General features: G+C 44.1%; 26 protein-coding genes. 19 read left to right on the top strand and 7 right to left on the bottom strand.

From position 1 onward, the window contains the following. Positions 1-23: 23 nt before the first annotated feature. On the bottom strand, positions 24-209 hold the full coding sequence (locus MHI51_RS26790) for a hypothetical protein (protein WP_036680230.1): 186 nt from the start codon (positions 207-209) through the stop codon (positions 24-26). A gap of 133 nt (positions 210-342) precedes the next feature. Here MHI51_RS26790 and MHI51_RS26785 point away from each other — a divergent pair, with 133 nt between their 5' ends. Both MHI51_RS26785 and MHI51_RS26780 read left to right on the top strand, forming a co-directional pair. Further along, entirely contained in the window at positions 343-1,212 is an 870-nt protein-coding gene (locus MHI51_RS26785; protein WP_076219969.1) for a cation diffusion facilitator family transporter, read from the top strand. A 204-nt stretch (positions 1,213-1,416) separates the two neighbouring features. Beyond that, positions 1,417-2,490, top strand: coding sequence for an SH3 domain-containing protein (locus MHI51_RS26780; protein WP_405173381.1), 1,074 nt, complete (start codon positions 1,417-1,419; stop codon positions 2,488-2,490). Positions 2,491-2,710: 220 nt separating this feature from the next. On the opposite strand, the gene MHI51_RS26775 is transcribed toward MHI51_RS26780, so the two are convergent. Then, positions 2,711-3,088 (bottom strand): hypothetical protein, encoded by a 378-nt coding sequence (locus MHI51_RS26775; RefSeq protein WP_076220907.1) that lies wholly within the window; start codon positions 3,086-3,088, stop codon positions 2,711-2,713. A 219-nt stretch (positions 3,089-3,307) separates the two neighbouring features. Next, a complete protein-coding gene (locus MHI51_RS26770) occupies positions 3,308-3,475 on the bottom strand; it encodes a DUF1328 domain-containing protein (protein WP_036680225.1) in 168 nt (55 codons plus the stop codon). Between the two features lie 189 nt (positions 3,476-3,664). Between MHI51_RS26770 and MHI51_RS26765 the strand changes: the two genes are divergently transcribed. The 9 genes from MHI51_RS26765 to MHI51_RS26725 all read left to right on the top strand — a co-directional run bounded on the left by MHI51_RS26765 (position 3,665) and on the right by MHI51_RS26725 (position 14,144). Continuing rightward, positions 3,665-4,171 carry a DUF948 domain-containing protein gene (locus MHI51_RS26765; protein ID WP_036680224.1) on the top strand — a complete coding sequence of 169 codons (507 nt, stop codon included), beginning with the start codon at positions 3,665-3,667 and terminating at the stop codon, positions 4,169-4,171. A gap of 59 nt (positions 4,172-4,230) precedes the next feature. Next, positions 4,231-4,755 (top strand): hypothetical protein, encoded by a 525-nt coding sequence (locus MHI51_RS26760; protein ID WP_076277152.1) that lies wholly within the window; start codon positions 4,231-4,233, stop codon positions 4,753-4,755. 237 nt (positions 4,756-4,992) lie between these two features. Then, complete coding sequence (locus tag MHI51_RS26755; RefSeq protein WP_076128679.1) at positions 4,993-6,159, top strand: SpoIIE family protein phosphatase; 1,167 nt, start codon at positions 4,993-4,995, stop codon at positions 6,157-6,159. A 2-nt stretch (positions 6,160-6,161) separates the two neighbouring features. Further along, positions 6,162-9,830 carry a response regulator gene (locus MHI51_RS26750; RefSeq protein WP_076128810.1) on the top strand — a complete coding sequence of 1,223 codons (3,669 nt, stop codon included), beginning with the start codon at positions 6,162-6,164 and terminating at the stop codon, positions 9,828-9,830. Between the two features lie 79 nt (positions 9,831-9,909). Further along, the gene (locus MHI51_RS26745) at positions 9,910-10,776 is read left to right on the top strand and encodes a protein-glutamate O-methyltransferase CheR (protein WP_051491113.1); all 867 of its coding nucleotides are present in this window, start codon (positions 9,910-9,912) and stop codon (positions 10,774-10,776) included. Between the two features lie 21 nt (positions 10,777-10,797). Next, positions 10,798-12,468, top strand: a complete 1,671-nt coding sequence (locus MHI51_RS26740; RefSeq protein ID WP_076128677.1) for a response regulator — start codon at positions 10,798-10,800, stop codon at positions 12,466-12,468. A 96-nt stretch (positions 12,469-12,564) separates the two neighbouring features. Beyond that, the gene (locus tag MHI51_RS26735) at positions 12,565-12,903 is read left to right on the top strand and encodes an STAS domain-containing protein (RefSeq protein WP_076128675.1); all 339 of its coding nucleotides are present in this window, start codon (positions 12,565-12,567) and stop codon (positions 12,901-12,903) included. Between the two features lie 18 nt (positions 12,904-12,921). Beyond that, positions 12,922-13,377 (top strand): anti-sigma B factor RsbW, encoded by a 456-nt coding sequence (gene rsbW, locus MHI51_RS26730; RefSeq protein WP_036680217.1) that lies wholly within the window; start codon positions 12,922-12,924, stop codon positions 13,375-13,377. Further along, a complete protein-coding gene (locus MHI51_RS26725) occupies positions 13,374-14,144 on the top strand; it encodes a sigma-70 family RNA polymerase sigma factor (protein WP_076128673.1) in 771 nt (256 codons plus the stop codon). The genes rsbW and MHI51_RS26725 overlap by 4 nt, the downstream gene beginning before the upstream one ends. Before the next feature lie 189 nt (positions 14,145-14,333). Here the strand turns inward: MHI51_RS26725 and MHI51_RS26720 are convergent, their stop codons facing one another. The 3 genes from MHI51_RS26720 to MHI51_RS26710 all read right to left on the bottom strand — a co-directional run bounded on the left by MHI51_RS26720 (position 14,334) and on the right by MHI51_RS26710 (position 17,332). After that, positions 14,334-14,666: a DUF5665 domain-containing protein gene (locus MHI51_RS26720; protein WP_036680215.1), complete on the bottom strand. Its 333-nt coding sequence runs from the start codon at positions 14,664-14,666 to the stop codon at positions 14,334-14,336. A gap of 148 nt (positions 14,667-14,814) precedes the next feature. After that, entirely contained in the window at positions 14,815-15,312 is a 498-nt protein-coding gene (locus tag MHI51_RS26715; protein ID WP_405173380.1) for a YtxH domain-containing protein, read from the bottom strand. Positions 15,313-15,565: 253 nt separating this feature from the next. Continuing rightward, a complete protein-coding gene (locus MHI51_RS26710; RefSeq protein WP_405173379.1) occupies positions 15,566-17,332 on the bottom strand; it encodes a glycoside hydrolase family 13 protein in 1,767 nt (588 codons plus the stop codon). Positions 17,333-17,779: 447 nt separating this feature from the next. Here MHI51_RS26710 and MHI51_RS26705 point away from each other — a divergent pair, with 447 nt between their 5' ends. From MHI51_RS26705 to MHI51_RS26690, 4 genes are all read left to right on the top strand, one after another. Next, complete coding sequence (locus tag MHI51_RS26705) at positions 17,780-19,129, top strand: maltose ABC transporter substrate-binding protein (RefSeq protein ID WP_405173378.1); 1,350 nt, start codon at positions 17,780-17,782, stop codon at positions 19,127-19,129. Between the two features lie 18 nt (positions 19,130-19,147). After that, positions 19,148-20,455, top strand: a complete 1,308-nt coding sequence (locus MHI51_RS26700) for a carbohydrate ABC transporter permease (RefSeq protein ID WP_076128669.1) — start codon at positions 19,148-19,150, stop codon at positions 20,453-20,455. Next, positions 20,452-21,288 (top strand): sugar ABC transporter permease, encoded by an 837-nt coding sequence (locus MHI51_RS26695; protein WP_076128667.1) that lies wholly within the window; start codon positions 20,452-20,454, stop codon positions 21,286-21,288. The genes MHI51_RS26700 and MHI51_RS26695 overlap by 4 nt, the downstream gene beginning before the upstream one ends. A gap of 307 nt (positions 21,289-21,595) precedes the next feature. Beyond that, positions 21,596-22,600, top strand: a complete 1,005-nt coding sequence (locus tag MHI51_RS26690) for an asparaginase (protein ID WP_076128665.1) — start codon at positions 21,596-21,598, stop codon at positions 22,598-22,600. 131 nt (positions 22,601-22,731) lie between these two features. Here the strand turns inward: MHI51_RS26690 and MHI51_RS26685 are convergent, their stop codons facing one another. After that, positions 22,732-22,956: a DUF1128 domain-containing protein gene (locus tag MHI51_RS26685; protein ID WP_036680203.1), complete on the bottom strand. Its 225-nt coding sequence runs from the start codon at positions 22,954-22,956 to the stop codon at positions 22,732-22,734. 143 nt (positions 22,957-23,099) lie between these two features. On the opposite strand from MHI51_RS26685, the gene yyaC reads away from it, so the two are divergent. From yyaC to MHI51_RS26665, 4 genes are all read left to right on the top strand, one after another. Further along, positions 23,100-23,624 (top strand): spore protease YyaC, encoded by a 525-nt coding sequence (gene yyaC / locus MHI51_RS26680; RefSeq protein ID WP_248549634.1) that lies wholly within the window; start codon positions 23,100-23,102, stop codon positions 23,622-23,624. Between the two features lie 108 nt (positions 23,625-23,732). After that, the gene (locus MHI51_RS26675; RefSeq protein WP_076277154.1) at positions 23,733-24,539 is read left to right on the top strand and encodes an alpha/beta fold hydrolase; all 807 of its coding nucleotides are present in this window, start codon (positions 23,733-23,735) and stop codon (positions 24,537-24,539) included. Positions 24,540-24,734: 195 nt separating this feature from the next. Beyond that, positions 24,735-25,406, top strand: a complete 672-nt coding sequence (locus MHI51_RS26670; RefSeq protein WP_076128661.1) for a DUF6483 family protein — start codon at positions 24,735-24,737, stop codon at positions 25,404-25,406. Next, on the top strand, positions 25,406-26,224 hold the full coding sequence (locus MHI51_RS26665) for a PhzF family phenazine biosynthesis protein (protein WP_256719029.1): 819 nt from the start codon (positions 25,406-25,408) through the stop codon (positions 26,222-26,224). The genes MHI51_RS26670 and MHI51_RS26665 overlap by 1 nt, the downstream gene beginning before the upstream one ends. Positions 26,225-26,284: the final 60 nt, after the last annotated feature.

Raw genomic sequence — 26,284 nt, 5'->3', positions numbered from 1 at the left:
TTATGTTTAAGTATAAGTAAATACTAAGATCCGCCAGTACGACGGCGTTGGTTGTTAGGCTTTTTGTTATTTTGGCTTTTTAGCGGTTTGGCGGAACCGGCCTGAAATGTGGATCCAGGCTTGGAGGAAGATTGTTGCTTCTTCTGTTCCAGTTTTTTACGGATAGCTTCCGCTAAGTTGATTTTTCCTTTATCGTTGCTTTCGCTCATTATGATAACCTCCTTCGAAGCAAGTCCTTACACTTTATTCTAATTGTTTTTAAATGCTGCCACAAGGGCAAGAATAATTGAAAGAATTCTTTTCCGTATTTTAAATAATCGGGGAAAAGAGGGGGAGCCAAGAATGACTGATATTTACGAAGATATACGTAAAGGTGAACGAGGAGCTTGGGTGAGCATAGCGGCTTACCTCATCCTATCATCATTCAAGCTGGTTTGTGGTTATTTATTTGCATCCAGCGCACTCGTAGCGGACGGGGTCAACAATTTAACAGATATCGTAGCATCCATAGCTGTACTGGTGGGGTTACGGATTTCGCGGAAGCCACCTGACTCTGACCACGCTTATGGGCACTTCCGGGCAGAGACCGTAGCGGCGTTGTTGGCTTCTTTTATCATGGCGGTAGTGGGCCTTCAAGTGATTGTGGAGGCGGTGCGTTCCTTTTTCGATCGTACAAAAGAAACGCCGCAGCTCTGGTCGGCAGGGGTGGCTATTGTATGTGCAGTAGCTATGATGGGGGTATACATATATAACAAAAGACTGGCCAAACAAATTAACAGTGGAGCACTTATGGCAGCGGCTAAGGATAATTTTTCGGATGCAATGGTCAGTGTTGGAGCCGCAGTTGGGATTGTGGGTGCACAGTTTGGTTTGCCATGGATTGATTCCGCAGCAGCTGTTCTTGTCGGACTCATTATCTCCAAGACCGCTTGGGATATTTTTCGTGATTCGACCTATCGGCTTACCGATGGCTTTGATCAAGATAAATTGATGGATCTACGCAGTACGATTGCTCGAACGCCGGGAGTAGAAGATATTAAAGATGTGAAGGCACGGGTTCATGGTAATCATGTGCATGTGGATGTTGTAGTGGAAGTGGATGCGAATATTTCTGTGACGGAAGGTCATGAAATAAGTGATTCCATCGAAGAAAGAATGAGCAAAATGCATAATATTATGAATGTGCAGGTGCACGTGGAACCTAAGAAATAAATCACGAAATGCTATATTAAGGAAAAATAACACATATTCAAGGAGAAATCGAGACTTTAGACCTGTGTGTTACCATAAAGTGGCATGATTATATGTGAAATTTGGAGCATGTTCCAAATCCCGGGCAAGCCTATAATGAGGGCATAAAGGAATAATGTAGTACAATCCTTTATTGAAATCTCATCATGGAATTTGGGGGAACGTATGATCAAATCACATAAGCAAATTACAGCATCTTTGTTAGTATCTGCTGCAATTGTTGCAGGTTTAGGAGTATCTGCTCCTGGACAAGCAGCGGCAGCCTCAAGTTCATCTAATTCAGTTACAGTAGCTTCAGCCGTACAAACAGGTGTGATCGAGGCTAGTGTTCGCCTTCGTAGCACCCCTTCTAATGACGGAGAAATAATGAAGTACTTGCAAAAGGGAGATCAAGTGCAGATCCTTTCGCAGCCGAACAGCTATTGGTACCAAGTAAAAACGGCTGATGGTTCAGTGGGTTATACAAGTGCAGGAGATAAGTATATCAGCGTATCCTCTGCTTCAATAACGACACCATCGGCACAAACTGGCACCATTAAGTATGGTGTGAATCTTCGAGTTTCACCTTCAACAAGCGGGAAAATAATGAAGCTTTTGAATAAGGGAGAAAAAGTAGAAGTTCTGGCGCAGCCTAACAGTTACTGGTATCAAGTTAAAGCGGCGGATGGTAGCATCGGATATATAAGTTCAAGTGAACAATATAGTACACTTTCAGGAAACGGTGGGGGATCTGGAACGGTATCACCAACGCCTACACCAACGCCTACACCCAATCCACCTATAACAACACCGGGGGCTTCAGCCCAAATCGAACGGGTAATTGCTGCGGGCATGGGATATCTAGGAACGCCTTATGAGTATGGCTCCAGCAGAAATGATACAAGCACTTTTGACTGCTCGGACTTCATCCGGCAAATTTTTATGGATGCGACCAATCTCAAATTGCCAGCGGATTCCCGTCAACAGGGAGATTGGGTGAAGGCGAATAGTACAGTGGTTACGTCTATTTCCAATTTGAAGCGCGGCGACTTAATGTTCTTTATGGATTATAAGGGGAATTCAGCTTCTGCTTATGAGGGGATCGATAAATCTACGGCTAGAATATCGCATGTTGCTATGTATCTAGGAGATGGACAAGTTCTACAAACTTATTCCGTAGCTTCAGGCGGGGTAAGAGTAGATAAACTAAGCGCTTCTTGGATGAATCGTTTTCTCTACGGAGGTTCGGTCATTCGCTAAATATATGAAAATGCAGGAAGCGACAGCATCGCATGTTTGTGACGGGTGAACGATGGCGGGCGTACGCGCAAGAGGGCTATCCTTTTAGTAGAATTCTCTACTGAAGGGGTAGCTCTTCTTGTTTATCTGTTCGGAATATGTACTCTCCACATAAAAAAAGGGCAGTACCATCGGCCATTTTCGTGGCTCTTGGGACACCCCTTCTTCGCTTATTGATTAATTAAGGCAAAATGACATTGGCTGATACAGGAACCTTAACCCATGCTTTTCCTAGCCAAGTGTAAATTTCTCTCCATTCATTACCCCAAGTATCCGAAATGACTTCACCAGTTGTATCAAGAGTCTGAACGCCAAGCCAGCCTGCTGGAATTATACCTCCGACTGAAAAGTAGAAAGGTGTTTTCTCAGTCAGCACTATTTGCGGTGTAGCTGGACTCATATCCGCTGGAGTAATAATGGTTTCAAAAGAATTGCTGTAAGTGCTTCCAGTAACGTTTGTAGGAGCCGTAGTAGTTTCTGTTACTTCAGCTGCTGAAGCTGTAGCGGCAATGGAAGCCATAAGTCCTAAGGCTACTGTAAGGCTGGCGATTTTTTTCATGTTTGGTTCCTCCTGTGGGGGTTGGATGTATTTTTTTCCAAAAGCGCTGTTTGTTAATAAGCTAGTAAACGTAATTGATGCGTGATGAACCACCCATTCAACATTTCTTATTTTCTCAAGTGACATCCGTGCAGGAATGACCTATACTTTCTGCATGATGAATAAGATATATGGATAGATATGGGAGGGATACGAAAGTCACACCATTGAAATGAGGGGCTACATTGATCTACCTCTGCGTCCCGTGAAGAGAGAAATTACAAACAGAACCAGGAAGACGAAGAACAGGATCTTAGCAAGACCAGCAGCGGCAGCTACTAGGTTGAAGAAACCAAAGATTCCGGCGATTACTGCGACTACAAGTAGTATTGCGGACCATTTTAACATTACATATCACCTATCCTTTTTTGATTAATGTAGTCATTGTATAAACGGGGGCTTTGATTTTGAAACAAAAGGGAAGAGGGACTCTTGACAACGCTCGACAAGATGTTTCGGCTTATGGGACCAGGGGTAACTATGCAGTATACAAGGCTGATTAGCCGATATTTATGAGATATGGAAGGGGTTATGAATATGATCATTGAACTTAGTGTAGCACTCGTCGCAATTGCATTCGCAGTACTTGTTTTCTTTTTAATTAAAACTTTAAAGTCGGCAAAGGATTCACTCGACAAAGTCAGCCAAACCTTGGTGGAAGTACAGAAGACGATGGATGAGCTTACTTATGAAGTGAAAACGACGGTCAGACACGCAAATGAAATCACTGCCGATGTACAGCATAAGATTCAGAAGATTGACCCAGTCATCGATTCTGTCAAGAATCTGGGTGATGTCATGAATGAGTTGACCTTAACGGTCAAACAAGTGTCAGTCACAGTGATCGAGAAATATCGTAAATCGCGTGAGCTGAAGGAGAAGAGTAAGGAAGTCTCTATAAAAGAAGCTCCGCTAACTCCTGCTGAAGAACGTACTGTTAACTCCTATGATGCCATTTATGCTGAGAAGTCACCGGGAAAAATAGCTACAGTGCTAAAAGGTGTAGACGTAGCTGCAACTCTTTGGAAGAAATTTCGTCATTAAGCATAAGATAGTAAAGCTTCTGTAATCGGTGGCTGCAGATAAGAAAGGTGGGACACAACATGAACATGATGATCCTTTTATTTGGTCTTCTTTTCCCATACTTTGATGCGTCTCCACAGTTGGTGCCTATCTCTACTTTTATTGAACAACCTAAGTCGGTTCTCGCATTTGAACATGTTTCAGAATCCAGCCCATATATAAATCGCTTTGATTCTCTGCAAGGTGTCGCTTTATACACTACAAAGGAAGAACTGCTTCTGACCAAAGGCAATCCGCTTGCGGTGACAAATGATTCATTGCTAGAGACAGTGGAGTACCACTATGCAGATGTGACAGTGGGTGTGGGCGAGGGTGTTGTACTTTATGTGCATGTTGCACCTCCGCAAGCACAGCAGTTCGGTTTATATGTAGATGGCGTAGAAATCGATCCTTTAACAGATAATCTGCAAGATACTTTGGGCAAACCGTATTTTATAGCCGAAGATGGGGATGTATACCTGAGAGGGAATAATGCACTCAAAATATATCGAAATTTGGCGGGTGAATTTGAAGGAATTGATTTATTTGATAGTATTTCGTCCTAATGTGTTTCATATTTGAGCAAATTGGTTAATAAACATAGGCTGTCTTTAGAATAGAGTAACCTCCAGAACCACTAGGTATAGTGGGGCTGGAGGTTACTTTGCTGAATACGTAAATTGATCCTATGACTATATTTACATATTATGAAAATAGAAATAACACTGTAAAATAGCGTATGATATAGTTAATAGGTTTGCAGAATTTTACGGTCGTAATACTATTCGTGTGAGGTGAAGATGATGAGAATCTTAATCGTGGATGACAATCCGACTAATGTTATCATTATCCGTGAAATCCTGAAAAAAGAAGATTACCGAAATTTCGTAACCGCATCCTCTGCCAAAGAGATGCTGGAACGGCTTGGAATCGGTTCGGGGAGTGAAGATGGACGTCCCCGGATGTCAGATATTGATCTGATTTTACTGGATATGATGATGCCAGAAATGGATGGGATCGAAGCATGTCGTGTTGTGCAGCAATACGAACATCTTAAGGATATTCCAATAATAATGGTTACAGCTGTAGGCGATTCTAAGAAATTGGCCGAAGCGCTGGATGCAGGTGCAGTAGATTATGTTACGAAACCTATTAATAAAGTGGAGCTAATGGCCCGGATTCGGCTTGCTCTGCGGTTGAAACGTGAGAAAGATTGGCATAAGGAACGGGATCAGCGGATTCAGGAGGAATTGAGACTGGCTGCACTCGTGCAGAATGCTGTACTCAGCCTACCCCTGCAGGAAGAGAATTTCGAGGTGCATGCTATCTATCAGCCTTCCTCTGAATTGGCGGGTGATTTATATGCCTGGTATCCCCTTGGGGATGGCCGATATGGCGTAATCCTCCTGGACATTATGGGACACGGTATATCGTCCTCTCTTTTTTGCATGTTCCTTGCGTCAGTATTAAAGGATACGGTAACTACCTATGTAGAGCCGGAAAAGGTAATTCAGGAACTCAATCGAAGGTTTAACCAACTTTATATTGAGAAAAAGCTGATTCAATATTATTTTACGACGATTTATCTTGTGATCGACACTCGTATAAAGCGTATTGACTACGTTAACGCCGGGCATCCACCTGCGCTATTTTTTGAGGGCGCAGCTAAGACTCCGGTCTTGCTGGAAAGTAATTGTCACCCTGTAGGCCTGTTTGAACGGATTGATATTCAGCCTCAGAGCTTGACCTACGAAGATGAAGGGCATTTGGTTCTCTATACAGATGGTCTGCTGGAGCTGGTTGAGGGTGAACAGGAAGAGCAGCTGAAGTTTATGATTAAGCATTTAAATGTTGAGCATGAATGGAAGGAAGAAACTATACGGGCTGCTTTTTTCAATGCTGATGTTCCTAAAGAGCGTGACGATGACAAATGTATAGTGTGGATCTCACTGAAGAAGGGAACAGAATGAGGATGAAAATAAAGGCTAAACTCTTAATTGGTTTTAGTGCGATGCTGGCGATTATGCTGGCACTTACTATGATTGGATACGATCGTTTGGATTATATGAATGGTCAGCTTGAGGGTTACCAGGATAGATATATGAAGGGGCGCTCTTCTTCAGGTATGCGTGGAGAAGTGAATGATATGGCGCGCATATTAACGACGACCATGTTAAGCGCGGATACATCAACGGTAGAATCACAAAAAAAAGAGATTGATAAAAAAATAGCTAAGGCGAATGAGCACTACGACAAAATAAAAGAATCAATGACTAGCGCTGAAGAGATGCAGATCGTTAATCAAATTGATGATTCTTATACGATCTATCTAAATTATCAGGAAAAAATATTGAAGCTGCTATCAGCTGGTTATTTCCAGAATGCCAGCACGTATTCTAACACAGAGGGACAAGCGATTCAGAATGCCGTGTTAAATGCTCTGAACAGTCTCTCTGATTATAATGCCTTTATTATGAATGAAGAGAGCGCAAAAGCTAAAGATGCCTATCAAAGCTCTACTCAGATGGTCATCTTGATGATGATTGTGGGCCTGCTACTTGGACTTGGAGTTGTTCTATGGATCATTCCAAGCATTACGCGGGGGCTTAATGTCGTTTCGATGATGATTACCAGCTTTGGCAACGGCAGAATTCGGGCCATAAGGCGCATAAAGGTTACTTCGAAAGATGAGATTGGTGAGGTTGCCCTTGTCTTTAAGAAAATGGCGTTAGATCTTGAAGAGAAACAGCAAATGGAACAGGCTTATGCACAGGCACAGAATGATCAATCCTGGCTGAATGCAAATGTTGCTCAGGTGACAGAACTTCTCCGGGGGGTTAGCTCATTGGATCAGGTCTCACAGACCTTTATCAACGAGTTCACCCCTGTGCTCGGAGCCCAGTTTGGAGCTGTGTATTTGAAGGATGCTAATCGTCCCGATTTTTTACGAAGCAGTGGTTATTATGCAGTAGATAACGATAAGAAACCAAAGGAAGGTTTTTTGATTGGAGAAGGGCTTGTAGGACAAAGTGCGCTTGATATGCACCCAATCAGATTGGAGCGGGCTCCTGAAGATTATATCTCCGTGAAATCCGGCTTTGTGGATTCACAGCCAGGATATATTTCCATTCATCCGCTTATTTTTGAAGACGAGCTGCTCGGTGTAGTAGAATTCGCTTCATTCCAGCCATTTAGCAGTTTGAAAAATGATTTGCTGCAACAACTTGCGAATAATTTAAGCATTATTTTCAATAATATTAGTCGTCGTCTGATTGTAGAGAAATTACTGCGTGAGTCACAAGCACTTACGGAAGAACTGCAATGTCAGTCAGAGGAGCTGCAGACTCAGCAAGAAGAACTGCGTCGTTCTAATGAGAACTTGGAAGAGCAGACGGACGCGCTTAAGCGTTCAGAAGAACTGCTGCAACGTCAGCAGGAGGAACTGGAGCATTACAATACGGAACTCGTCGCCAAGACTCGTGCACTAGAGGAGCAAGTGCAGGAGGTTGAGGAGAAAAAAGATGAAATTGAGCATGCTAAGGTTCAGCTAGAGAAACAGGCTATGCAATTATCCGTGACTAGTAAATATAAATCGGAATTTATGGCGAACATGTCCCATGAATTGCGGACGCCGCTTAACAGTCTGCTGATCTTGTCTCAGCTGCTTACTGAGAACAAGGATGGTAATCTAACGGAGAAACAGGTTGAATTTGCCCATACGATTTACATGTCAGGTGCTGACCTGCTTAAAATGATTGATGAAATTCTCGATCTATCCAAGGTTGATGCAGGAAAAATGGAACTGAATCATGAAGAAATTAAACTGACTGAGCTGAAAAGCTTTGTGAAGCAGAATTTTGCTCCGCAGGCGATCAAAAAAGGACTCTCCTTACGGATAGCCTTTAACGAGCCGCTGCCAGATAGCGTAATTGCCGATAGTCACCGGTTGAAGCAGGTTTTAAGAAACCTGCTTTCCAATGCCTTTAAATTTACAACCGAAGGTTTTATCGAGTTTTCAGTTAGCCCGGCAGATAATAATCTCTTGCCACTAAATCTGCCGAGTGATAATGAATATATTGCTATTGCTGTGAAGGACAGTGGCATTGGTATTCCGGCTGACAAAACAGATATTGTATTCGAAGCCTTCCAGCAAGTAGACGGAACAACCAGCCGTAAATATGGAGGCACGGGGTTGGGATTGTCGATCAGCCGTGAATTGGTTCGTATAATGGGTGGAGCTATTGTGCTCGAATCCCGTGAGGGACAAGGCAGTACCTTCACTTTATATTTGCCGGTGAAGGCAAATTACAGTAAACAACGTGCAGAAATAGAAGCTGCGGTGTCCAAAGAGGATTCCACATATGATGAATATATTGGAGACATGCTTCCAACCTTAGTGCCAGCAGCCGTTAACGTACCCCTTCCACAACTGACAATTGAGGATGATCGTGACAATTTGACGGCGAATGACAAAGTCCTGCTTATTATTGAAGATGATGAAAGCTTTGCGAAAATCTTGTTAGACATGGCTCGTGGGCGCAGATTTAAAGGTCTAGTAGCGCTTCAAGGCGATATAGGACTGCAGATGGCAAAAACTTATTTGCCAGATGCGATCATTCTCGATATACAGCTGCCTGTAATGGACGGCTGGACCATCCTTAGAGAGCTGAAAAGTGCATCTCAGACCCGTCACATTCCTGTTCATGTTATCTCAGTGAACGATGAAGTGAAGCAAGGATTAATGATGGGAGCTATGGCGTATCTTAGAAAACCATCTTCAAGAGAAGCATTGGAGCGGGCTTTCTCACAAATTGAGAACTATACGTCCAGCACAGTGAAGTACCTTCTGATTGTTGAAGACGATGAGATTCAACGTCGTTCCATTATGGAATTGATAGGTCACGATGATGTAGCTATCACCGCGGTATCAACCGGCAATGAGGCACTGATGGAGCTGCGCAAGCAGAGATATGATTGTATGGTTCTGGATCTTATGCTTGGGGATATGAACGGCTTTGAATTGCTGGATCAGATTCGTGATGATGAAGAATTAAATGATCTTCCTATTATTATTTATACAGGTAAGGATTTAGATAGCAAAGAGGAGACACAGCTCCGCAAGTATGCTGAATCCATAATTATTAAGGATGTTCGTTCTCCGGAACGACTACTGGATGAGACAACGTTGTTCTTGCACCGGGTAGAAGCCAATCTTCCGGAAGATAAACGTAAAATTTTGCAGAAGCTGCATAACAAAGAAGAGTTATTCGAAGGGAAGAAAATACTGCTCGTCGATGATGATATTCGTAATGTTTTTGCACTCTCTAGTGTACTGGAAGAATACCACATGGAAGTGAAGTTTGCGGAGAATGGACGTGAAGCGCTGGAAATGCTGGTAGAGCAAGAAGATTTTGATCTCGTGCTTATGGATATGATGATGCCGGAAATGGACGGATATGAAGCTATGCGCCGAATCCGTGAAATGCCGCAATATCAGAAACTGCCTATTATTGCGCTTACCGCCAAAGCAATGAAAGAGGATCGCGCCAAATGTATTGAAGCGGGAGCTTCTGATTATATGAAGAAACCGATCGCAACAGGTCAACTTCTTTCGTTAATGCGTGTCTGGTTGTATTCGTAAACTCAAATTTGGGGTAATACCTTTTTAAGAACTAACATGACTAGAATTACGGTGTGTTAATAAGGGAGTCGGGATAACAATGAAAGCGATAGAACACGGATATGAGGAGCAGCCCGTTATGGTAGGAAGTGACGAGTTGGAGCAAATTGAGATCGAGCTGCTCCTTGATGGAGTACACCGTTTATATGGATATGATTTCCGGAATTATGCGTTGCCTTCTTTGAAGCGACGTATCTGGCATCATGTGCATGCGGAGAATGTACACAGCATATCCGCGCTGCAAGAAAAGGTGCTGCATGATCGTGCCTGTTTTGAACGATTTGTCTATAGTCTCTCCATTCCGGTTACCGAAATGTTTAGGGACCCGGGGTTATTTTTAACGTTTCGCCAGAAGGTAGTTCCGTTGTTGAGGACTTATCCCTATATTCGTATCTGGCATGCTGGATGCTCCACTGGTGAAGAAGTATACTCTATGGCCATCCTGCTTCATGAAGAAGGGCTTTACGATAAGGCTCGGATTTATGCCACAGATATGAATGAGCGTTCTTTACAGCAGGCTAAGGAAGGCGTCTATGATATTAGCAGAATGAAGCAATACACTAAGAATTATTTGGAGGCGGGAGGTACCCGGGCATTCTCTGAATACTATACAGCGAAGTATAACTCGGTTATTTTACAGCCATATTTACGCAAAAACATTATATTCGCTGAGCATAACTTGGCTACAGATACTTCTTTTAATGAGTTTAATGTTATTTTCTGCCGCAATGTGATGATCTATTTCAATGATGAGCTGCGGGATCATGTTCACGGCTTGTTTCATGAAAGTTTAAGTCGTTTTGGAATACTTGTTCTAGGCTCTAAAGAATCCATTCACTTTACGAAGTACAGCGATTGTTATGAGTCTTTGGACAGAGTAGAAAAAATATACCGTAACATAAAATAACGCATGAAGGAGGGTGGTCCTATGGGGTTTCAAGAACCAATTCATATACTACTAGTAGATGACCGTCCTGAAAATCTGCTGGCGCTGGAGGCGGTACTTGAAAGCCAGCATTATGAGCTAGTCAAAGCCACCTCCGGCGAAGAAGCGCTGCGGTGTTTGTTAAGGTATGATTTTGCTGTCATCGTACTGGACGTGCAGATGCCAGGTATGGATGGGATCGAGACCGCAAAGTTGATTAAAGCCAGAGAAAAAACAAAGGAAATTCCGATTATCTTTATCTCTGCGAATAGTAAGGAAGCGGAGCATTTATTCGCGGGCTATTCTGCAGGGGCTATTGATTATATGGTCAAGCCCTTCATTCCACAAATTCTGAAGTCTAAGATACAAGGTTTTGTCGAGATGTATATTACGAGCAAGAAGCATCAGACTCAGACCATGCTGCTGCAGCAAAAGACGAAAGAACTGGAAATCATAAATAGTGAGCTCGTAAAGGCTAAGGAAGAGGCGGAGATCGCCTCCAAAGCGAAGTCGGAATTTCTGGCTATGATGAGTCATGAGATTCGTACACCAATGAATGGCGTAGTGGGTATGATTGATTTATTAATGGAGACTGACCTTGCTCCTGAGCAGAAGGAGTATTCCGAGATCATTCGGAAAAGTGCAGACACGTTGATTACGGTTATAAACGATATTCTTGATTTCACCAAAATGGAATCCGGTAAAATGGAAATCGAAGAGCAGCTGTTCGAACTTCGCACATGTATTCAAGAGGTGTTCAGCCTCTTTTCGGTGGAAGCGGGAAAAAAGAACCTGGAGCTCGCTTATTTTATCGATCAGAAGTTGCCTAGACTTTTATATGGAGATATGGCCCGTTTACGCCAAGTATTAATTAATCTGATTGCTAACGCAGTTAAATTTACGAATCAAGGCGGTGTCTATTTAGTCGCTTCCATCAAAGAAACATCTGGGAACAAGGTAGAAGTCGAGTTCACGATCATGGATACAGGGATTGGTATTTCTCCAGAGAAATGCGACCGATTGTTCCAACCGTTCTCACAGCTGGATTCTTCAATGACACGGAAATACGGGGGGACAGGGCTTGGTTTAGCCATATGTAAATCCCTTGTAGGCATGATGGGCGGAGAAATACGGGTAGAATCCATGGAGCAAAAAGGAGCTACCTTTATTTTTACGATACAAGCATCCGTACCTGGAGAAGATTTGACAGGAGGTTATCAAGAAGAGGAATCGCCTCATCTTCTTCTTAATCAGGAGAGCAGAAGCCGAATCCTTGTTGTAGATGACCATCCTATCAATCAGCGTCTGATGGTTAGCATGCTAGATAAGCTCGGCTATGAAGCTGATATGGCTGAGGACGGGAAACAGGCTGTGCAAATGGCGCTTAAGCAGCCCTATGATTTTATCTTTATGGATCTCCAAATGCCAGTAATGGATGGCCTGGAGGCAACCGCTCAAATCCGTCGAGAAGGCGGTCCGGCGGCTGAGAAGACTATTATTATTGCAATGACTGCGAATGTCATGGATGGCATCCAGAATCGCTGTAAAGCCTCAGGAATGGATGACTATATCAGCAAGCCACTTAAGATGAGTAGTATTAAGCAGATTATCTCTCGGTATTCTAGCAGCGATAATCGGATGGTTGAAACAGATACCTCTATTTTTCAGGCGTAACCCAAGATTTACTAGTTTATATTTTAATGTTATTTGTTTCAAAGGTAGGACTATGAGGTTATTAATATAGAAAATATTTATCAGGAGAGATCGTCTATGAACACGCATAAAAGTAATAAGTTTCACGCTAAGACAGAGACAAAAGAAAGTGTATGTACGGTTTTCCTGAATGGTGAACTTGATCTATCCGTGGCTTCCGATTTCCGTTTGGTAATGGAGCCGCTTGTAGGTGATACGAAGCATGATTTAGTAATAAATCTTAAAGAATTAAAATACATCGATAGCACGGGTATTGGTATTTTACTTTCGATCCTGAAATCAAGACAAGGTATGGACGTTAAGTTTATGGTTGAGGATGTTCCTCCCCAAATTCAGAAGCTGTTTGACATGACTGGTATTACCAAGTTTTTTGCCTCCCAAGAGAATTCCCACTAGGAAAGGATAGAACAAAGAATGAGTGATGATGTGCAAAAAGTAATTCTTCAGCTGCCGGCTAGCGCAGAGTATGTGGATATTGTTAGGTTGAATTTATATGGTATTGCTTCAAAAATGGGCTTCACCTACGAAGATATTGAAGATATGAAGGTAGCTGTATCAGAGGCGTGTAACAACTCAGTATTGTACGCCTATGGACAACAAGACGGAATGGTGGATGTAATCTTTGAGGTGGGTGAAAGTGCCCTATCCATTACAGTCAAAGACGAGGGGGAGAGCTTTGACGGTTTGGAAGACTCGTCCAGTGAGCGTATGACACTGCATGATAAAGAGTTAAGTGACGTTCAGGTCGGCGGTTTAGGGTTCTACTTAATGCAAGCGTTGATGGATGACGTGAGCGTCGTAAGTGAGGCCGGAAGAGGGACGGTAGTAACTTTGAAGAAGCACCTTAACTTTAGCGAGGAAAAGGTATGAGTGATAAGGTGACTCCCCCCGAGTCCATGAATGAAGCAGTCACCCAAATTTGGGAATATCAGCAGACTAAGGATAATGAACGCGCAACAGTGCTGATTAAGAAATATGAGCCTATGGTAAAAATGGCTGCTGGAAAAATTTCTCGCAACCGCCCCGACTTGTATGAGGATTTATATCAGGTCGGGCAAATGGCGCTCATCCGGTTATTACAGCAATATGATATTAGCCTTGGAATCCCTTTTGAGCCCTATGCGATGAAAAGCATGATTGGACATATGAAGAATTTCCTACGTGATAAATCTTGGTACATACAGGTACCTAGACGGATAAAAGAAAAGGGAGCACTTGTTCAACACGCGATTGACGAACTAACAGTAAAGCTGGAACGTTCGCCTGCGGTGGATGAGATTGCTCATTATCTTGATTTGTCTGTTGAAGAAACTGTAGAAGTACTGGCGGGCAGAGAATGTTATCATTACGTCTCCCTAGACTCGCCCCTTTCTCAAGAGGAGACAGGAGCCACACTAGGCGAGCTGATCAGCTCTGACGCAAATGATTACGAGACCGTAGAGAAACGTATGGATTTGCAACAAGCACTAGGTCAATTGAAGGAACAGGAGCAGCAGGTGCTGCTGTTAGCGTTCCAAGATGGACAATCCCAGCGGGCGATCGCCCAGAAGCTGGGGGTATCACAGATGAGCGTTTCACGCATACAGAAGCGGGCCACTGAGAAGTTAAAGCAGATTATGGCCAACTCTTCCTATTGAGTTCCTGTATGGGTAATATACATTTTCGACGATAAGGACATGCCTCTCTCCGCTGACTGGAGACCCGCATGTCCTTTATTTGTATACTGTTGTAGACTTATTCCCCCGCTTGTCCGTCCAACCTAGAGGATTAGACGGACAAGCGGGGGAAGCGGTCGATAGTTGGGGAATAGATTGATAGTTTTGCGGTTAGCTATTAGCATCAATGTATTTTTTAATTTCGCCAAGATACTCTCCGATTACTGGAACATTAAGAAAAAGACTAAGAATGTAGCCTAATAAACCAAGGACTACAAATGTTCCGAGAGATAGTCCAAGTCCCCGAGATATACCGGCCATCAGGTTTGTGATGATTCTTTTTTTCGGATCTGAATAGTTGTCGAGAATGTCTTTGAATTCTGATTTTTCCAGTGAGTGAGCGATCTTATCAAGACGACTGTTTAAGCGTTTCACTTCATGTCGCAACTCGAAAGGATGTTCATCAATTTCATAAGGTTTTGTTTGGTTATTTGAATCTGCCATGCGCCATCCCTGCTTTCTATAGCCCGAACGGGCATTAATTAAATGTCTAGTTGTATCTGCTGATGTGAATAAAGGTGTAACTAAACAACAGCCAGCTGCGGTCAGCTGGCTGTTGTTTGTTAAAGTGATAGCTGTATGATGCCGCAGATTAGTAATTGGATTTATAGGAGGATTTTACATCCTCTTTCGCATCCTTAGCCTGATTGGCAACCCCTTTAGAGGATGCTTTAGCTTCATCAGCTACGTCTTTAGAGGCGTCTTTAACATCCGAGCTTACATTGCTTGAGGCTTCACTTACAGTGTCACCAATTTTACTTCCAGCCTCTTGAAGAGTGGCGGCAATTTGTTGTTTGCTGTCACTGACAGTGGTATAGATATCAGAAGCTTTATCTGACACCGTACTAGCCAAATCGGTTGCTTTTTCGCCAACTGTTGTCGCAATAGCTTTGGTTTTGTCAGTTACGGCACCAGCAACTTCTTTGGTCTTGTCTGTAGCTTGAGAAAGTTTATCTGACAGATCACTGCGCATTTCACGACCAGGCTTTGGTGCAAATAGCAGGGCTGCTGCGGCACCAATTAAGCTACCAATAAAGATACCTTTTAATAAGCTGCTTCCGTTCTCTACTTCATGTTCTACGTTACTCATCACCAATCACTCCTTATAATTTATCTTACTTCGTATATAAACTTTGGCGTATGGGCTGAAACAGTTGAAGAGCAAGGGAGAGATTACGGGAGTTTAAGGGAGGATACGGTAACCTAGAGGGCTTTAGGTCATATAAACCGCCTTTTTAAGGCTTTATCAAGATTTGTTTATGCGCAAAAAGAAGGGCGAAGACAGGCTGTGATATGCAGCATATGTCTCCATCCTTCCACGATTGAATTTATAATGTTACGGATTAATCATTAACGGCTTGGAGTACCGCATAGCCGAATTCAGGCAGATTCAGATGCAGCTGGGATGTGGAGGTTTCAGTCCGCTTCTGCGTCTTTAGATTTACCCATATCGTGTCTGCTCCGGTTACAGGAATGATGACTTCGGCCATAACATCTTCATTGTTCAATACGATTATGAACCGGCTTTGTTTGTCCCACCGCTCATATACAAGCAGCTTTGGATAACCCGGAATCTCCAGCGCTTTAAATCCACTGCTCCGGAATGCGGGATGAGATTTACGAAGGCTGATCGTCCAGCGATAGTATTCGAACAATTCTTGATTCTGTTTCTGGGAGTCCCACTCCATACATTTTCGGTTGTCCGGATCGTATCCGCCATCCATGCCGATTTCATCGCCATAATAAACACAGGGTGCTCCTTGAAAGGTCATCTGGAACAAAATGGCCAGCTTTAACTTCCTGATGTCACCGCCACAAAGTGTCAGGAAACGAACTGTATCATGGCTGTCTAGCAGATTAAAGGCGGCTTCCGTAATTTGCTGCGGATAATTCGCTAGCATAGTAGCAACCGACTGAGAGAATTGTGCAGCATTGATCTGTCCGTGAGCGAAAAAATTAATTTGAATATTCGTTAGCGGGTAATTCATAACGGCGTCAAATTGATCGCCAAGCAGCCACGGCAAGGAATCATGCATGATTTCTCCTACGAGATAGGCTTCTGGATTAATGCTTTTGATCGTACTGCAGAATTGCCGCCAGAACGAATGGGAGACTTCATTTGCGACATCAAGCCGCCAGCCGTCTATACCGATTTCCTCGATCCAATAGCGGCCTGCATTCAGTAGATATTCTATGACTTCAGGATTCTCAGTGTTGAACTTAGGCATGATAGGCTCAAATGCAAAGGTGTCATAGGTGGGAATTCCGTCGATGACCTGTGGCGGCCACTCGCGTACATGGAACCAATCCGCATAACGTGAAGATTGCCCGTTTGCGAGCAGATCAACAAATGGCGGGAAGGTATGACCGCAATGATTAAAGACACCGTCGAGGATGACACGGATGCCTTTGGAGTGACAGGAGTCCACAAGCTCTTTCAGCAATGTATTGGTGCCAAAATGAGGATCGACCAAATAATAATCTTTTGTATCGTATTTATGATTGGTGGTTGCCGCAAATAAAGGATTAAAATATATAGCATTGATGCCCAATTCACAGAGATAATCCAAATGATCTAGTACACCCTGTAAGTCTCCTCCGAAGAAATTCCGAGGACTCGGCGTGCCGCCCCATTCCAATACATCTGTCGGATCGTTGGTGGGATCCCCATTCGCGAAACGCTCCGGGAATATTTGATAAAATACTGCATCTTTCACCCACGATGGAGGGGAGTGCACATCTTCGCGATTCAAAAATGGAAAGTCGAACAAGCCCTCATATACCACAGCAGGTGGCTCTGGATAAAAACCTTTTTCCAAAAAATAAAGAACTTCGTCTTTGTCATAAAGCGCAAAGTAATACGCGAGTCTGCGGTAAACGGGACGGACGGAGGCTTGCCAGTAATCGAACAAGCCGTCAGAAGCGAGGCGCTGCATTGGAATGACCTCATGCGTTTTGTCCCAGCCAAATTTATCTCCACAGAAAAGATCGATCTGTGATACGTTGTCCCGCTTAGTTCTTATGCGAATATGAAGTGTAGACTCATCGTAGGCATATGACCAATTTTGTCCCATACGGTGATAAACGGCTTCCGGTTGAATCATACTCATTTTCCATCCCTTCGGGCATGTAAACGCAAAAAAAGGGCCAACCTCATGATTTTCAGAGGTTGAACCCTTGGCGGTTTCATTGCCTTTAAATTTGTCTGCATCTTACCATAACCCTCAAGAGCAAAGCAAGAGGTTATTTCACAAGAATTTACAATATGGAATTTTTAGTATGTGGTAGGGATAAAGAGAAAATAAAAGAAAAGAAAAGATAAACTTTGTTAAACCGTCTTTTTTGGACTTATACTCTGATTGCAATCAAAATTATGGATATTATAGAATGAGGGCGAACGAACTTGATTTTTCATAACACGCATTCAAATTAAAGGCACTGTTACCTGGAAAGGTACAACCTCGGCACTTTGTGCAAATGAGGTTGTACCTTTTTTATATGCTTTTTTTCAATGCGGGTTAGGTTTAATCACTCATGAACGAAGGGGAGATGAGCAAATGAAGAAGAGTAAACGTTCCAAAATGCAAGCGGTAACATTTAGTTTAGTCCTATGCCTGCTGTTAACTTTGACGGTCACCGCTTGCGGTTCAGGCAATGGGAACTCCGCATCAAAGCCGAATTCGAGTCCGAATTCCGCAGTGAACGAGCCGGGGGGAACCACAAATGAGACAAATACTTCCGGAGAGAATACCACCGATGAGGAAATGAAACCAGAAGCAGGGGCCAAACTGATGGTCTGGGAAGCCAAGGAGCAGCTTGAGTACATGAAGCAGATTGCTGCTGATTTCGAAAAAGAATATGGTGTTCCCGTCACAGTTGAGGAAATGGCAGGTGGTGATCAAGGCGCAAGACTGGCGACGGATGGTCCGTCTAAACTTGCTGCAGATGTGTTGACTCTGCCCCATGACCAGATCGGGCAAGCCGTAAAAGCAGGGCTGCTTTTGCCAAATGATGTTTTTGAGGAAGAAACCAAATCAACGATGGTGGCAACAGCCGTTCAGGCATCGTCTTATGATGGCATTCTTTACGGTTATCCTAAATCGGTAGAAACCTATGCGCTGTTCTACAACAAGGACCTGATTCCTGACGCTCCTAAAACGTGGGATGATGTGATTGCTTTTGCAGATACGTACAACAATCCGAAGGAAAACAAATTCGCAATCATGTGGGAATTCGTCGGATATTACAGCTATCCGTTTATTGGCAGCTTCGGCGGATATATTTACGGAGACAACAATACGAATTTCAAGGATATTGGATTGAACAATGAAGGCACTATCAAAGGGTTTACGTTTCTGCAGAGCCTCAAAAAAATTCTGCCTTTGAATGCAGGAGATATCACTTATGACGTGAAAACACAGTTATTCCAAGAAGGTAAGCTGGCGATGAATATCGACGGGCCGTGGTCCATAACGGCGTTTAAGGAAAATGTTAACCTGGGTGTGGCGCCTCTTCCAAAGGGACCTGACGGTCAAGACAGTCTTTCTTTCTCCGGGGTCAAATCGTATTATGTCAACTCATATACGGAATATCCGGTCGCAGGCCGTTTGTTCGCACATTTTGCAAGCAACAAGGAGAATCAGCTTAAGAATTTTGAGATGACGGGAGCGATTCCTGCGAGTATAGAGGCTGGAGAAGCGCCGGAAATCAAAGATGACCCTATTATTGGCGGATTCTTCGAGCAATTCCAAAATTCCGTTCCAATGCCTTCCGTTTCAGAAATTAAATCGGTCTGGGAACCCCTAAAAGCAGCGTTTGTGTCCCTGTGGAACGACTCAAATCTTGATGTTAAACAGACGCTGGATCAGACTGTAACCACGATTCAGGCCGATCTGGAGTCGAAGTAAAGGGCAGGTGATTTAACCATGAGGAAAAAAACAGGCGCAGCGCTACTCTCGGCTATTATTCCGGGACTGGGCCAGTTCTACAACCGGCAGTGGCTGAAAGGATTGGTATTCCTGCTGGTGGGGTCTGCTGGAATCTACTATATTGCTCATGATCTGATGGGACATTTGCATGGCTTAATTACGCTTGGTGAATTTCCAAGCCGTATGGTCAAGGTAGGCAAATTAACCCGGATGGTGGAAGGCGACCACTCCATTTTTATGATGATCAATGGTCTAATGGCATTGCTGGCGCTGCTCTTTTATACAGCTTTTCATTTACTGAACATCAGAGATGCATTCCTAGTTGGAGCTGCACGGGACCGGAAAGAGCCCATTCATTCATTCGCTGAATCGCTCAGAGCTATGGGGCGGAGGAATTTTGCCTATCTTGTCCTCGCGATTCCCTTTGTGGCCGTGGTTTTTCTGACGATATTACCACTTGTTTTTTCGGTGCTACTGGCGTTTACGAACTATGCCGACCCGATTTTACCGCCAGCACATCTGGTAGACTGGGTGGGTTTCGGTAATTTTAATAAAATGCTTAGTCTGGATGTCTGGAGTTCCACCTTCGGTGGAGTGCTGACTTGGACCTTGATCTGGGCGGTTATTGCTACTGCGACGACTTACATTGGAGGTGTGCTCATTGCAGTACTTATTCACCAGCCACGGGTCCGCTGCAAAAAGCTTTGGCGCACACTTCTGATCGTTCCATTCGCTATTCCCAATATGATTTCTCTGCTCGTCATGCGCAATATGTTCAATAATCAATTCGGACCGATCAATAGTTATTTAAGAGCCTTGGGACTGGAGGGTGTGGCCTGGCTAACCAATCCTTTCTGGGCTAAGGTCACTGTAATTCTGGCTAATATGTGGATCGGCATTCCGGTAACCATGATTCTGGCCTTCGGGGTGCTGACAACAATTCCGAAGGATATGTATGAAGCGGCAGAAGTAGACGGTGCTGGGTCATTTTATAAATTCCGCATGATTACGCTGCCCATGGTATTGTTCGCAACCGCACCTATCCTGATTATGCAGTTTGCCGGCAACATTAACAGCTTTAATGTCATTTATCTAATGACTAATGGAGAACCGGTTAATCCTAACTACCAGTACGCGGGCCACACTGACCTGCTGGTGACTTGGCTTTATAAACTGGCGCTGAACCAGTCACAGTACAGCTTTGCTTCTGTTATCGGGATTGTCATCTTCCTGATGGTCGCGACATTCTCCATCTGGAGCTACCGGCGGACGCGATCCTTTAAAGAGGAGGATATGATTGCATGAAGCTAAGACTGACGGAAGCGTTAAAAACGTTTGGAAGCCATTTATTGCTGATTGTGCTCAGTTTTATTAGTCTTTTCCCAGCCTTCTGGATTATTATGTCTTCGTTCAAAACAGGAAACAGTTTGTTCAGTGACTCATTGATTCCTAAGAATTTCACCTTTGTTCATTACAAGGAACTGTTTGAGCAAACTAAATATTTGTTATGGTTCATGAATACGCTAAAGATTGCGGCGTTGTCTACGCTGCTCGGCACCTTTTTGCTGCTGCTGACTTCGTACGCCATTTCTCGTTATCGATTTACGGGCAGAAAAACTACACTAACCACGCTCCTAGTTCTGCAGATGTTTCCGGGATTTATGGCTATGATAGCAGTTTACGTGCTGCTGAACACACTTGGGCTACTGAATTCTCATTGGGCACTTGTGCTCGTGTACAGCAGCGGTGCTATTATCACGAATGTTTTTGTGGCTAAAGGTTTTTTTGATACGATTCCTAAAAGCTTGGAAGATGCTGCGCGAATGGATGGGGCGAGTCATATGAAAGTATTTCTTTCTATCATGATCCCGTTATCTAAGCCGATGCTCACCTATGCCAGCCTTATGATTTTCAACGGCTGCTTTGTGGATTTTATATTCGCCGACCTTGTATTGCGTACGGAGGATACAAGAACGCTCGCCGTTGGGCTTTACCGGATGGTGAACCAAAGTAACTCAACCGAGTTTACGTTGTTCGCTGCCGGAGCGGTATTGGTCGCTCTCCCAGTCACGCTGCTGTTCATTTTCCTACAGCGTTTCTTGGTGGATGGCCTGACCGCAGGTGCAAGCAAAGGATAAGACGAACTGCGCTACCCTTGTGAGGCTACGCTGAATTCCATAAAAACCGCTTTCTACTCAGAGATCAAGGTTCTGAGAAGGAAGCGGTTTTTTATATTTTATCCGGTTTCTAAAATCTTCTTGGTGGGGACAGGATTGAAGAATAATGAAAATAGGAGTAGAATTCCTCATGGAACCAACACTTAAGGGAGTTTGTAGAGTACTCAAAAATCCCGGAGCACGGGGTTATTTTCTAGCATTTATTAAATGTGAATACTAATAAGTCCTTGTGAGTTATAGAGCATCTAGTTAAAAGAGGAGAGAAATCATGGAAACCGTATTAGTACGAGAGTATCGGGCGGATTTGCTGGAATGTGTCCATAGTGGGCATATTGCCATCGTAGGAGAGAACGGAAATTTAAAGGGGTATGCAGGTGATCCGGAATTTGTATCGTTCACCCGTTCAGCTGCTAAACCCCTTCAGGCTATTCCAGGCGTACGTGGGGGGATTGTGGAGCATTACGGCTTTACACCCGCAGAGGTTGCCCTGATGACCGCCTCTCATCGGGGAGAGAGCTACCATGTAGCTGCGCTAGAGAGCATATCCTCCAAGATTGGCATCGATGAGCAACAAATGATCTGTGCAACGAGTTACCCGCTGGATTATTCCAGCAGGGAGAACGCCATTCGTGGTGCGGGCAAAAGAAAGTTCTATCATAACTGTGCGGGCAAGCACATGGGTATCTTATCTTACAGTAAGCTCAAAGGTTTGCCGCTTGAAGAATACTCACAGCCGGAGCAAACGGTGCAGCGTGAGATTATCGACACCATTGCTTATATGGCCGGTGTGGCCCCAGACAGTATCGGTTTAGGTACGGACGGATGCGGGCTGCCGGTATTTGCTCTGCCTCTGACCGCCTTGGCGACGGCCTATTTGAAATTAGCCAATCCGGATTTGATTGCAGATGAAGCTACTCGCAAAGCGGTTACTACTATTACAACGGCAATGAATGCTTATCCGGAGATGGTTTCTGGATCTGGTCGCCTTGATTCTATTCTTTTGGAAGATGATAATATTATTGCTAAGGGTGGATTTAAGGGTGTGTATTGCTTCGGCTTACGCCGTGAGCGACTGGGGATTGCCTTCAAGATTCTGGACGGGTCGGAAGAAGAGTGGGGACTTATTGTACAGGGAATTTTAAATCAAATTGGTTATAGTCAGAAAAATACCTTGGAAAAGCTGCGCAATGCATTTTCAGGCGTGATTTACAATGACGGGGGTACACGAGTAGGCCATGCGGATACTGAGTTCAAGCTTAATTTCATAAAGTAGGATCATATAAAAAGAGCCCTTCGACTACGAATCCATCTTCTGGATACACAGCGAAGGGCTTTTTTCTACGAGAAGCGGTGGTCATCTTTAAAGGACGGCAACATCGGTTCTTCTTGTAATAGGGAGAACTATTATTTATGACGTAGACGGCCGAGTTCGGAGACGAGTGCTTCCACCTGAGAAATACTCAGTCTGTCGCTGCCCATGGCTACCTCATAAACATCATAGATATCTTCATAATGATCTACTGAAAAAGCGGAGGCTTGCATCGCCGCGGCACTGGCCATTTTTAATTTGTTCTTGATAGCCTCGATCATATACTCAACATTTTCCTGACTAGGCTTTGTTAAATCCATTAGGTTAAAACATCCTCTCTGTATACTGATTCATGTATTTTACCATGTTTGGCAGGTTGACCACCATTTTTTTGTCGGGTTCACTGAAATCATGTTAAATTAAAGGCATGAGATCAAAAATATCATCGAAGGGAGGAAATGTATTGGCAATCAGAGAACAGGGAAGCGGAAAACGCATTAAAATGGACGATGCTGGATTAGTGTCCTTTTTCATGGAAATAGCTGCTCTGCATTCCGCCGAGGAAGTCACGTTCCTGTGCATTGGAACAGATCGGTCTACAGGAGATGCACTCGGTCCGCTGACGGGCAGCAAACTTGTGGAACATGGCTTCCGACATGTAATCGGTACGTTGCCGTCTCCTTGCGATGCAGATAATTTGGTGGCCAGAGTGGCTGAGATTCCCTCCGGGCATATTGTAGTTGCGGTAGATGCTTGTCTGGGTCCTCCGATCGCGCTTGGATATTACTTCGTTTCGAGTGAGCCACTGCAGCCTGCACAATCGGTGGGGGCAAATCTTCCAGCCGTAGGTCACTATAGTTTGGCGGCCGTTGTAGATATGAATGGCCCGAAACCCTATAGAACGTTGCAGACCACTCCACTGCATAGAGTGATGGTTATGGCAGAACATATCGCTATAGCGGCAGCAAAAGGATTCGGACTCCAGTAGTACCCATTGGGCACTTAAAAATAAGTTGTCCGTTTCAAGGCGGGCTGTTTTGCTTAATAATAGATATTAGACACATTATCTTAGTATTCTAGAAAGAGGGAAGCAGCCATGGAAAGAGTTCGTTGTGACGGAAGCAATATATGCTACAGTGATCAGGGGAAAGGCGAAGTTATTGTATTGCTGCATGGCTTTTGTGGAAGCGCTGAATATTGGGAACAAGTCATTCCTGTCTTAAGCAGCGGCTACCGAGTGATTGCTCCCGATTTACGTGGTCACGGAGCTTCGGAAGCTCCATTAGGACCTTATAGTATTGAACAAATGGCAGATGATGTTCTGGGTCTGTTAGATTCGCTGGAGATTGCTGAATGCATCATGCTTGGTCATTCGCTTGGCGGATATATTACGCTATCGTTTGCTCAGCGTTATGCTTCTCGATTGAAAGGCTTTGGATTAATTCATTCTACTGCTTATCCAGATAGTGAAGAAGCTAAGGAAAAACGACTGAAGAGTGTCAGCGCGATTCAAAATGAAGGGATTACTCCTTTCGTAGACAGCTTCGTACCAGGATTGTTTGCTGAAGCAACCCCTTCTACATCTCCACAGCTGCTGGAGCGCGCTAAAGAAATCGGCTACAAAACGCCTCCACAAGGAGCGGCAGGAGCTGCACTGGCGATGCGTGAGCGTCCAGATCGACGGGATGTAATTACGGCCACTACGTTGCCGGTATTGCTTGTTGCTGGCGAGCAGGATGGATTGATTCCTGCTGAACGAACCTTTACTGCGGATAAACCGAATATAACGCAAGCAACGATATCGGGTGTAGGCCACATGAGTCTTTTTGAAGCTCCTGAACGGTTAGCCGAGATCATAAAGGATTTTGTTCAGGCTTCCGTTTTAGACAATAGCCGCGTATAAAAAAAATATCTACAAAGAGGCAGCACGGCGCCATTATGGCGTGTGCTGCCTCTTTTTTTAAGGACTATCTAATGATCTGGTATTTTCCTTAACTGGCATAGAATTCGGCAATGGTTTAAGATAAATCAATAGAATAACTTAAGTGGTCTGAGTCCTGAATTTTTTGCTACCACAGTACGGAAAAGGAGGAATTGCATGTTTCGAAGAGACTATATTGTCCGGATGATCGAAGATATGACGGCGATGGTTGCCAAGGTATTTTCTCTGAAGCAGGAACGGAAGACGACAGAAGCTTTATGGGAAATCGATGAGCTGTTGAACCGGCATTTTCCGCTGAATTCACGTCTTTTAAATTCACTATCTGTAGAAGATATCATAGATATGTTTCGTTTTGGCGGTGTGGTTGAGTCCGATAAGCTTCAAGGTTTGGCCAAACTGCTGAAGGAAGAAGGCAGCATTTATGCGGCAAATGGCGATAAGGATGCAGCATTATTTAGAAGTATGAGAGCTTTACACTTATATTTGTACGCGGATCTTCATGGAGCAGACAGGGAGCTGCTGCATATGACTCAGGAAATTGATGAACTCTTGCAGGATGTGCAGGCCTATCGTCTCCCGTCTAAAACGGAGCGGCTACTGTTGGAGTATATGGAGTCGGTAGGACGATATAGTAAAGCGGAGGACAGCCTCTACCGGCTGTGGGAGCAAGGAGAAGATGTTGTAATAGAAGGGGATAAGCTGTACAATCGGCTGCTGCTCAAATCATCTGCAGAATTGGAACAAGGTGCCCTTCCTCTGGAGGAAGTAGAGCAGGGGTTAAAAGAGTGGGGCAGGGTAACAGCGATACGAAAGGAAGCAGGAACCTGATGAATACGATGAATATCCCTTTATATATTATCGATGCTTTTGCAGAACAGGCTTATTCAGGCAATCCTGCGGCGGTATGTTTACTGGAGCATCCCGTCGATGAAGGTTATATGCAGAAGACAGCAGCGGAAATGAACTTGTCAGAGACAGCTTTTCTCTGGCCAGAGGAAGAGGGATATCGCTTGCGATGGTTTACACCTAAAGTTGAGGTCAAGCTGTGTGGGCATGGGACTCTAGCAAGTGCGCATGTACTATGGGAGAGCGGATTGCTAGCGCCTGACATGGAAGCAAGGTTCTATACACGCAGTGGGTTGCTCAGAGCTTCTCGTTCAGGAGATTTGATCTCACTGTACTTCCCGCCTTATCAGCTTCAACCCTCTCCTGTAATTTCAGGTCTCGCAGCAGCACTTGGTATTGCAGAAGCCAATGTGGTGGAAACTATGCGATATGCTGACAATGTACTTGTACGACTGGATCAGGAAGCCCGGGTTCGCGAACTCAGCCCTGACTTCGGAGCTTTATCCGGGCTTGAAGGGAGAGGTTTCGCGGTTACCGCAGAAAGCTCTATCGAAGGTATTGATTGTATATCACGTTTTTTTGCGCCGAAGGTAGGAGTGAATGAGGATCCGGTAACAGGCTCAGCGCATACTGCATTGGCACCTTTTTGGGCGGATAGACTCAATCGTACGCAGTTGACCGCTTATCAAGCTTCGAAACGTGGAGGTTTGCTTCAGTTAGAGGTAAGTAAAGACGAGATTAAGATGTCTGGGCGAGCATTAACTATAGTTAGTGGAGAGCTGCATGTTAAGCCCTGCTAGAACAAGGAACGCCCCTTGTTAACACGTGATATAATGAACGATGATGGTTAGGAGACATAG

It is taken from the genome of Paenibacillus sp. FSL H8-0260 (assembly GCF_045040625.1).
In the GTDB taxonomy this organism is placed as follows: domain Bacteria; phylum Bacillota; class Bacilli; order Paenibacillales; family Paenibacillaceae; genus Paenibacillus_AQ; species Paenibacillus_AQ odorifer.
This window is presented reverse-complemented; position numbering and strand designations above follow the sequence as displayed.

Coding starts and splice junctions, on each gene's coding strand:
- MHI51_RS26790 (WP_036680230.1), bottom strand. CDS start 209: ATGAGCGAAAGCAACGATAAAGGAAAAATCAACTTAGCGGAAGCTATC.
- MHI51_RS26785 (WP_076219969.1), top strand. CDS start 343: ATGACTGATATTTACGAAGATATACGTAAAGGTGAACGAGGAGCTTGG.
- MHI51_RS26780 (WP_405173381.1), top strand. CDS start 1,417: ATGATCAAATCACATAAGCAAATTACAGCATCTTTGTTAGTATCTGCT.
- MHI51_RS26775 (WP_076220907.1), bottom strand. CDS start 3,088: ATGAAAAAAATCGCCAGCCTTACAGTAGCCTTAGGACTTATGGCTTCC.
- MHI51_RS26770 (WP_036680225.1), bottom strand. CDS start 3,475: ATGTTAAAATGGTCCGCAATACTACTTGTAGTCGCAGTAATCGCCGGA.
- MHI51_RS26765 (WP_036680224.1), top strand. CDS start 3,665: ATGATCATTGAACTTAGTGTAGCACTCGTCGCAATTGCATTCGCAGTA.
- MHI51_RS26760 (WP_076277152.1), top strand. CDS start 4,231: ATGAACATGATGATCCTTTTATTTGGTCTTCTTTTCCCATACTTTGAT.
- MHI51_RS26755 (WP_076128679.1), top strand. CDS start 4,993: ATGAGAATCTTAATCGTGGATGACAATCCGACTAATGTTATCATTATC.
- MHI51_RS26750 (WP_076128810.1), top strand. CDS start 6,162: ATGAAAATAAAGGCTAAACTCTTAATTGGTTTTAGTGCGATGCTGGCG.
- MHI51_RS26745 (WP_051491113.1), top strand. CDS start 9,910: ATGAAAGCGATAGAACACGGATATGAGGAGCAGCCCGTTATGGTAGGA.
- MHI51_RS26740 (WP_076128677.1), top strand. CDS start 10,798: ATGGGGTTTCAAGAACCAATTCATATACTACTAGTAGATGACCGTCCT.
- MHI51_RS26735 (WP_076128675.1), top strand. CDS start 12,565: ATGAACACGCATAAAAGTAATAAGTTTCACGCTAAGACAGAGACAAAA.
- rsbW (WP_036680217.1), top strand. CDS start 12,922: ATGAGTGATGATGTGCAAAAAGTAATTCTTCAGCTGCCGGCTAGCGCA.
- MHI51_RS26725 (WP_076128673.1), top strand. CDS start 13,374: ATGAGTGATAAGGTGACTCCCCCCGAGTCCATGAATGAAGCAGTCACC.
- MHI51_RS26720 (WP_036680215.1), bottom strand. CDS start 14,666: ATGGCAGATTCAAATAACCAAACAAAACCTTATGAAATTGATGAACAT.
- MHI51_RS26715 (WP_405173380.1), bottom strand. CDS start 15,312: ATGAGTAACGTAGAACATGAAGTAGAGAACGGAAGCAGCTTATTAAAA.
- MHI51_RS26710 (WP_405173379.1), bottom strand. CDS start 17,332: ATGAGTATGATTCAACCGGAAGCCGTTTATCACCGTATGGGACAAAAT.
- MHI51_RS26705 (WP_405173378.1), top strand. CDS start 17,780: ATGAAGAAGAGTAAACGTTCCAAAATGCAAGCGGTAACATTTAGTTTA.
- MHI51_RS26700 (WP_076128669.1), top strand. CDS start 19,148: ATGAGGAAAAAAACAGGCGCAGCGCTACTCTCGGCTATTATTCCGGGA.
- MHI51_RS26695 (WP_076128667.1), top strand. CDS start 20,452: ATGAAGCTAAGACTGACGGAAGCGTTAAAAACGTTTGGAAGCCATTTA.
- MHI51_RS26690 (WP_076128665.1), top strand. CDS start 21,596: ATGGAAACCGTATTAGTACGAGAGTATCGGGCGGATTTGCTGGAATGT.
- MHI51_RS26685 (WP_036680203.1), bottom strand. CDS start 22,956: ATGGATTTAACAAAGCCTAGTCAGGAAAATGTTGAGTATATGATCGAG.
- MHI51_RS26675 (WP_076277154.1), top strand. CDS start 23,733: ATGGAAAGAGTTCGTTGTGACGGAAGCAATATATGCTACAGTGATCAG.
- MHI51_RS26670 (WP_076128661.1), top strand. CDS start 24,735: ATGTTTCGAAGAGACTATATTGTCCGGATGATCGAAGATATGACGGCG.
- MHI51_RS26665 (WP_256719029.1), top strand. CDS start 25,406: ATGAATACGATGAATATCCCTTTATATATTATCGATGCTTTTGCAGAA.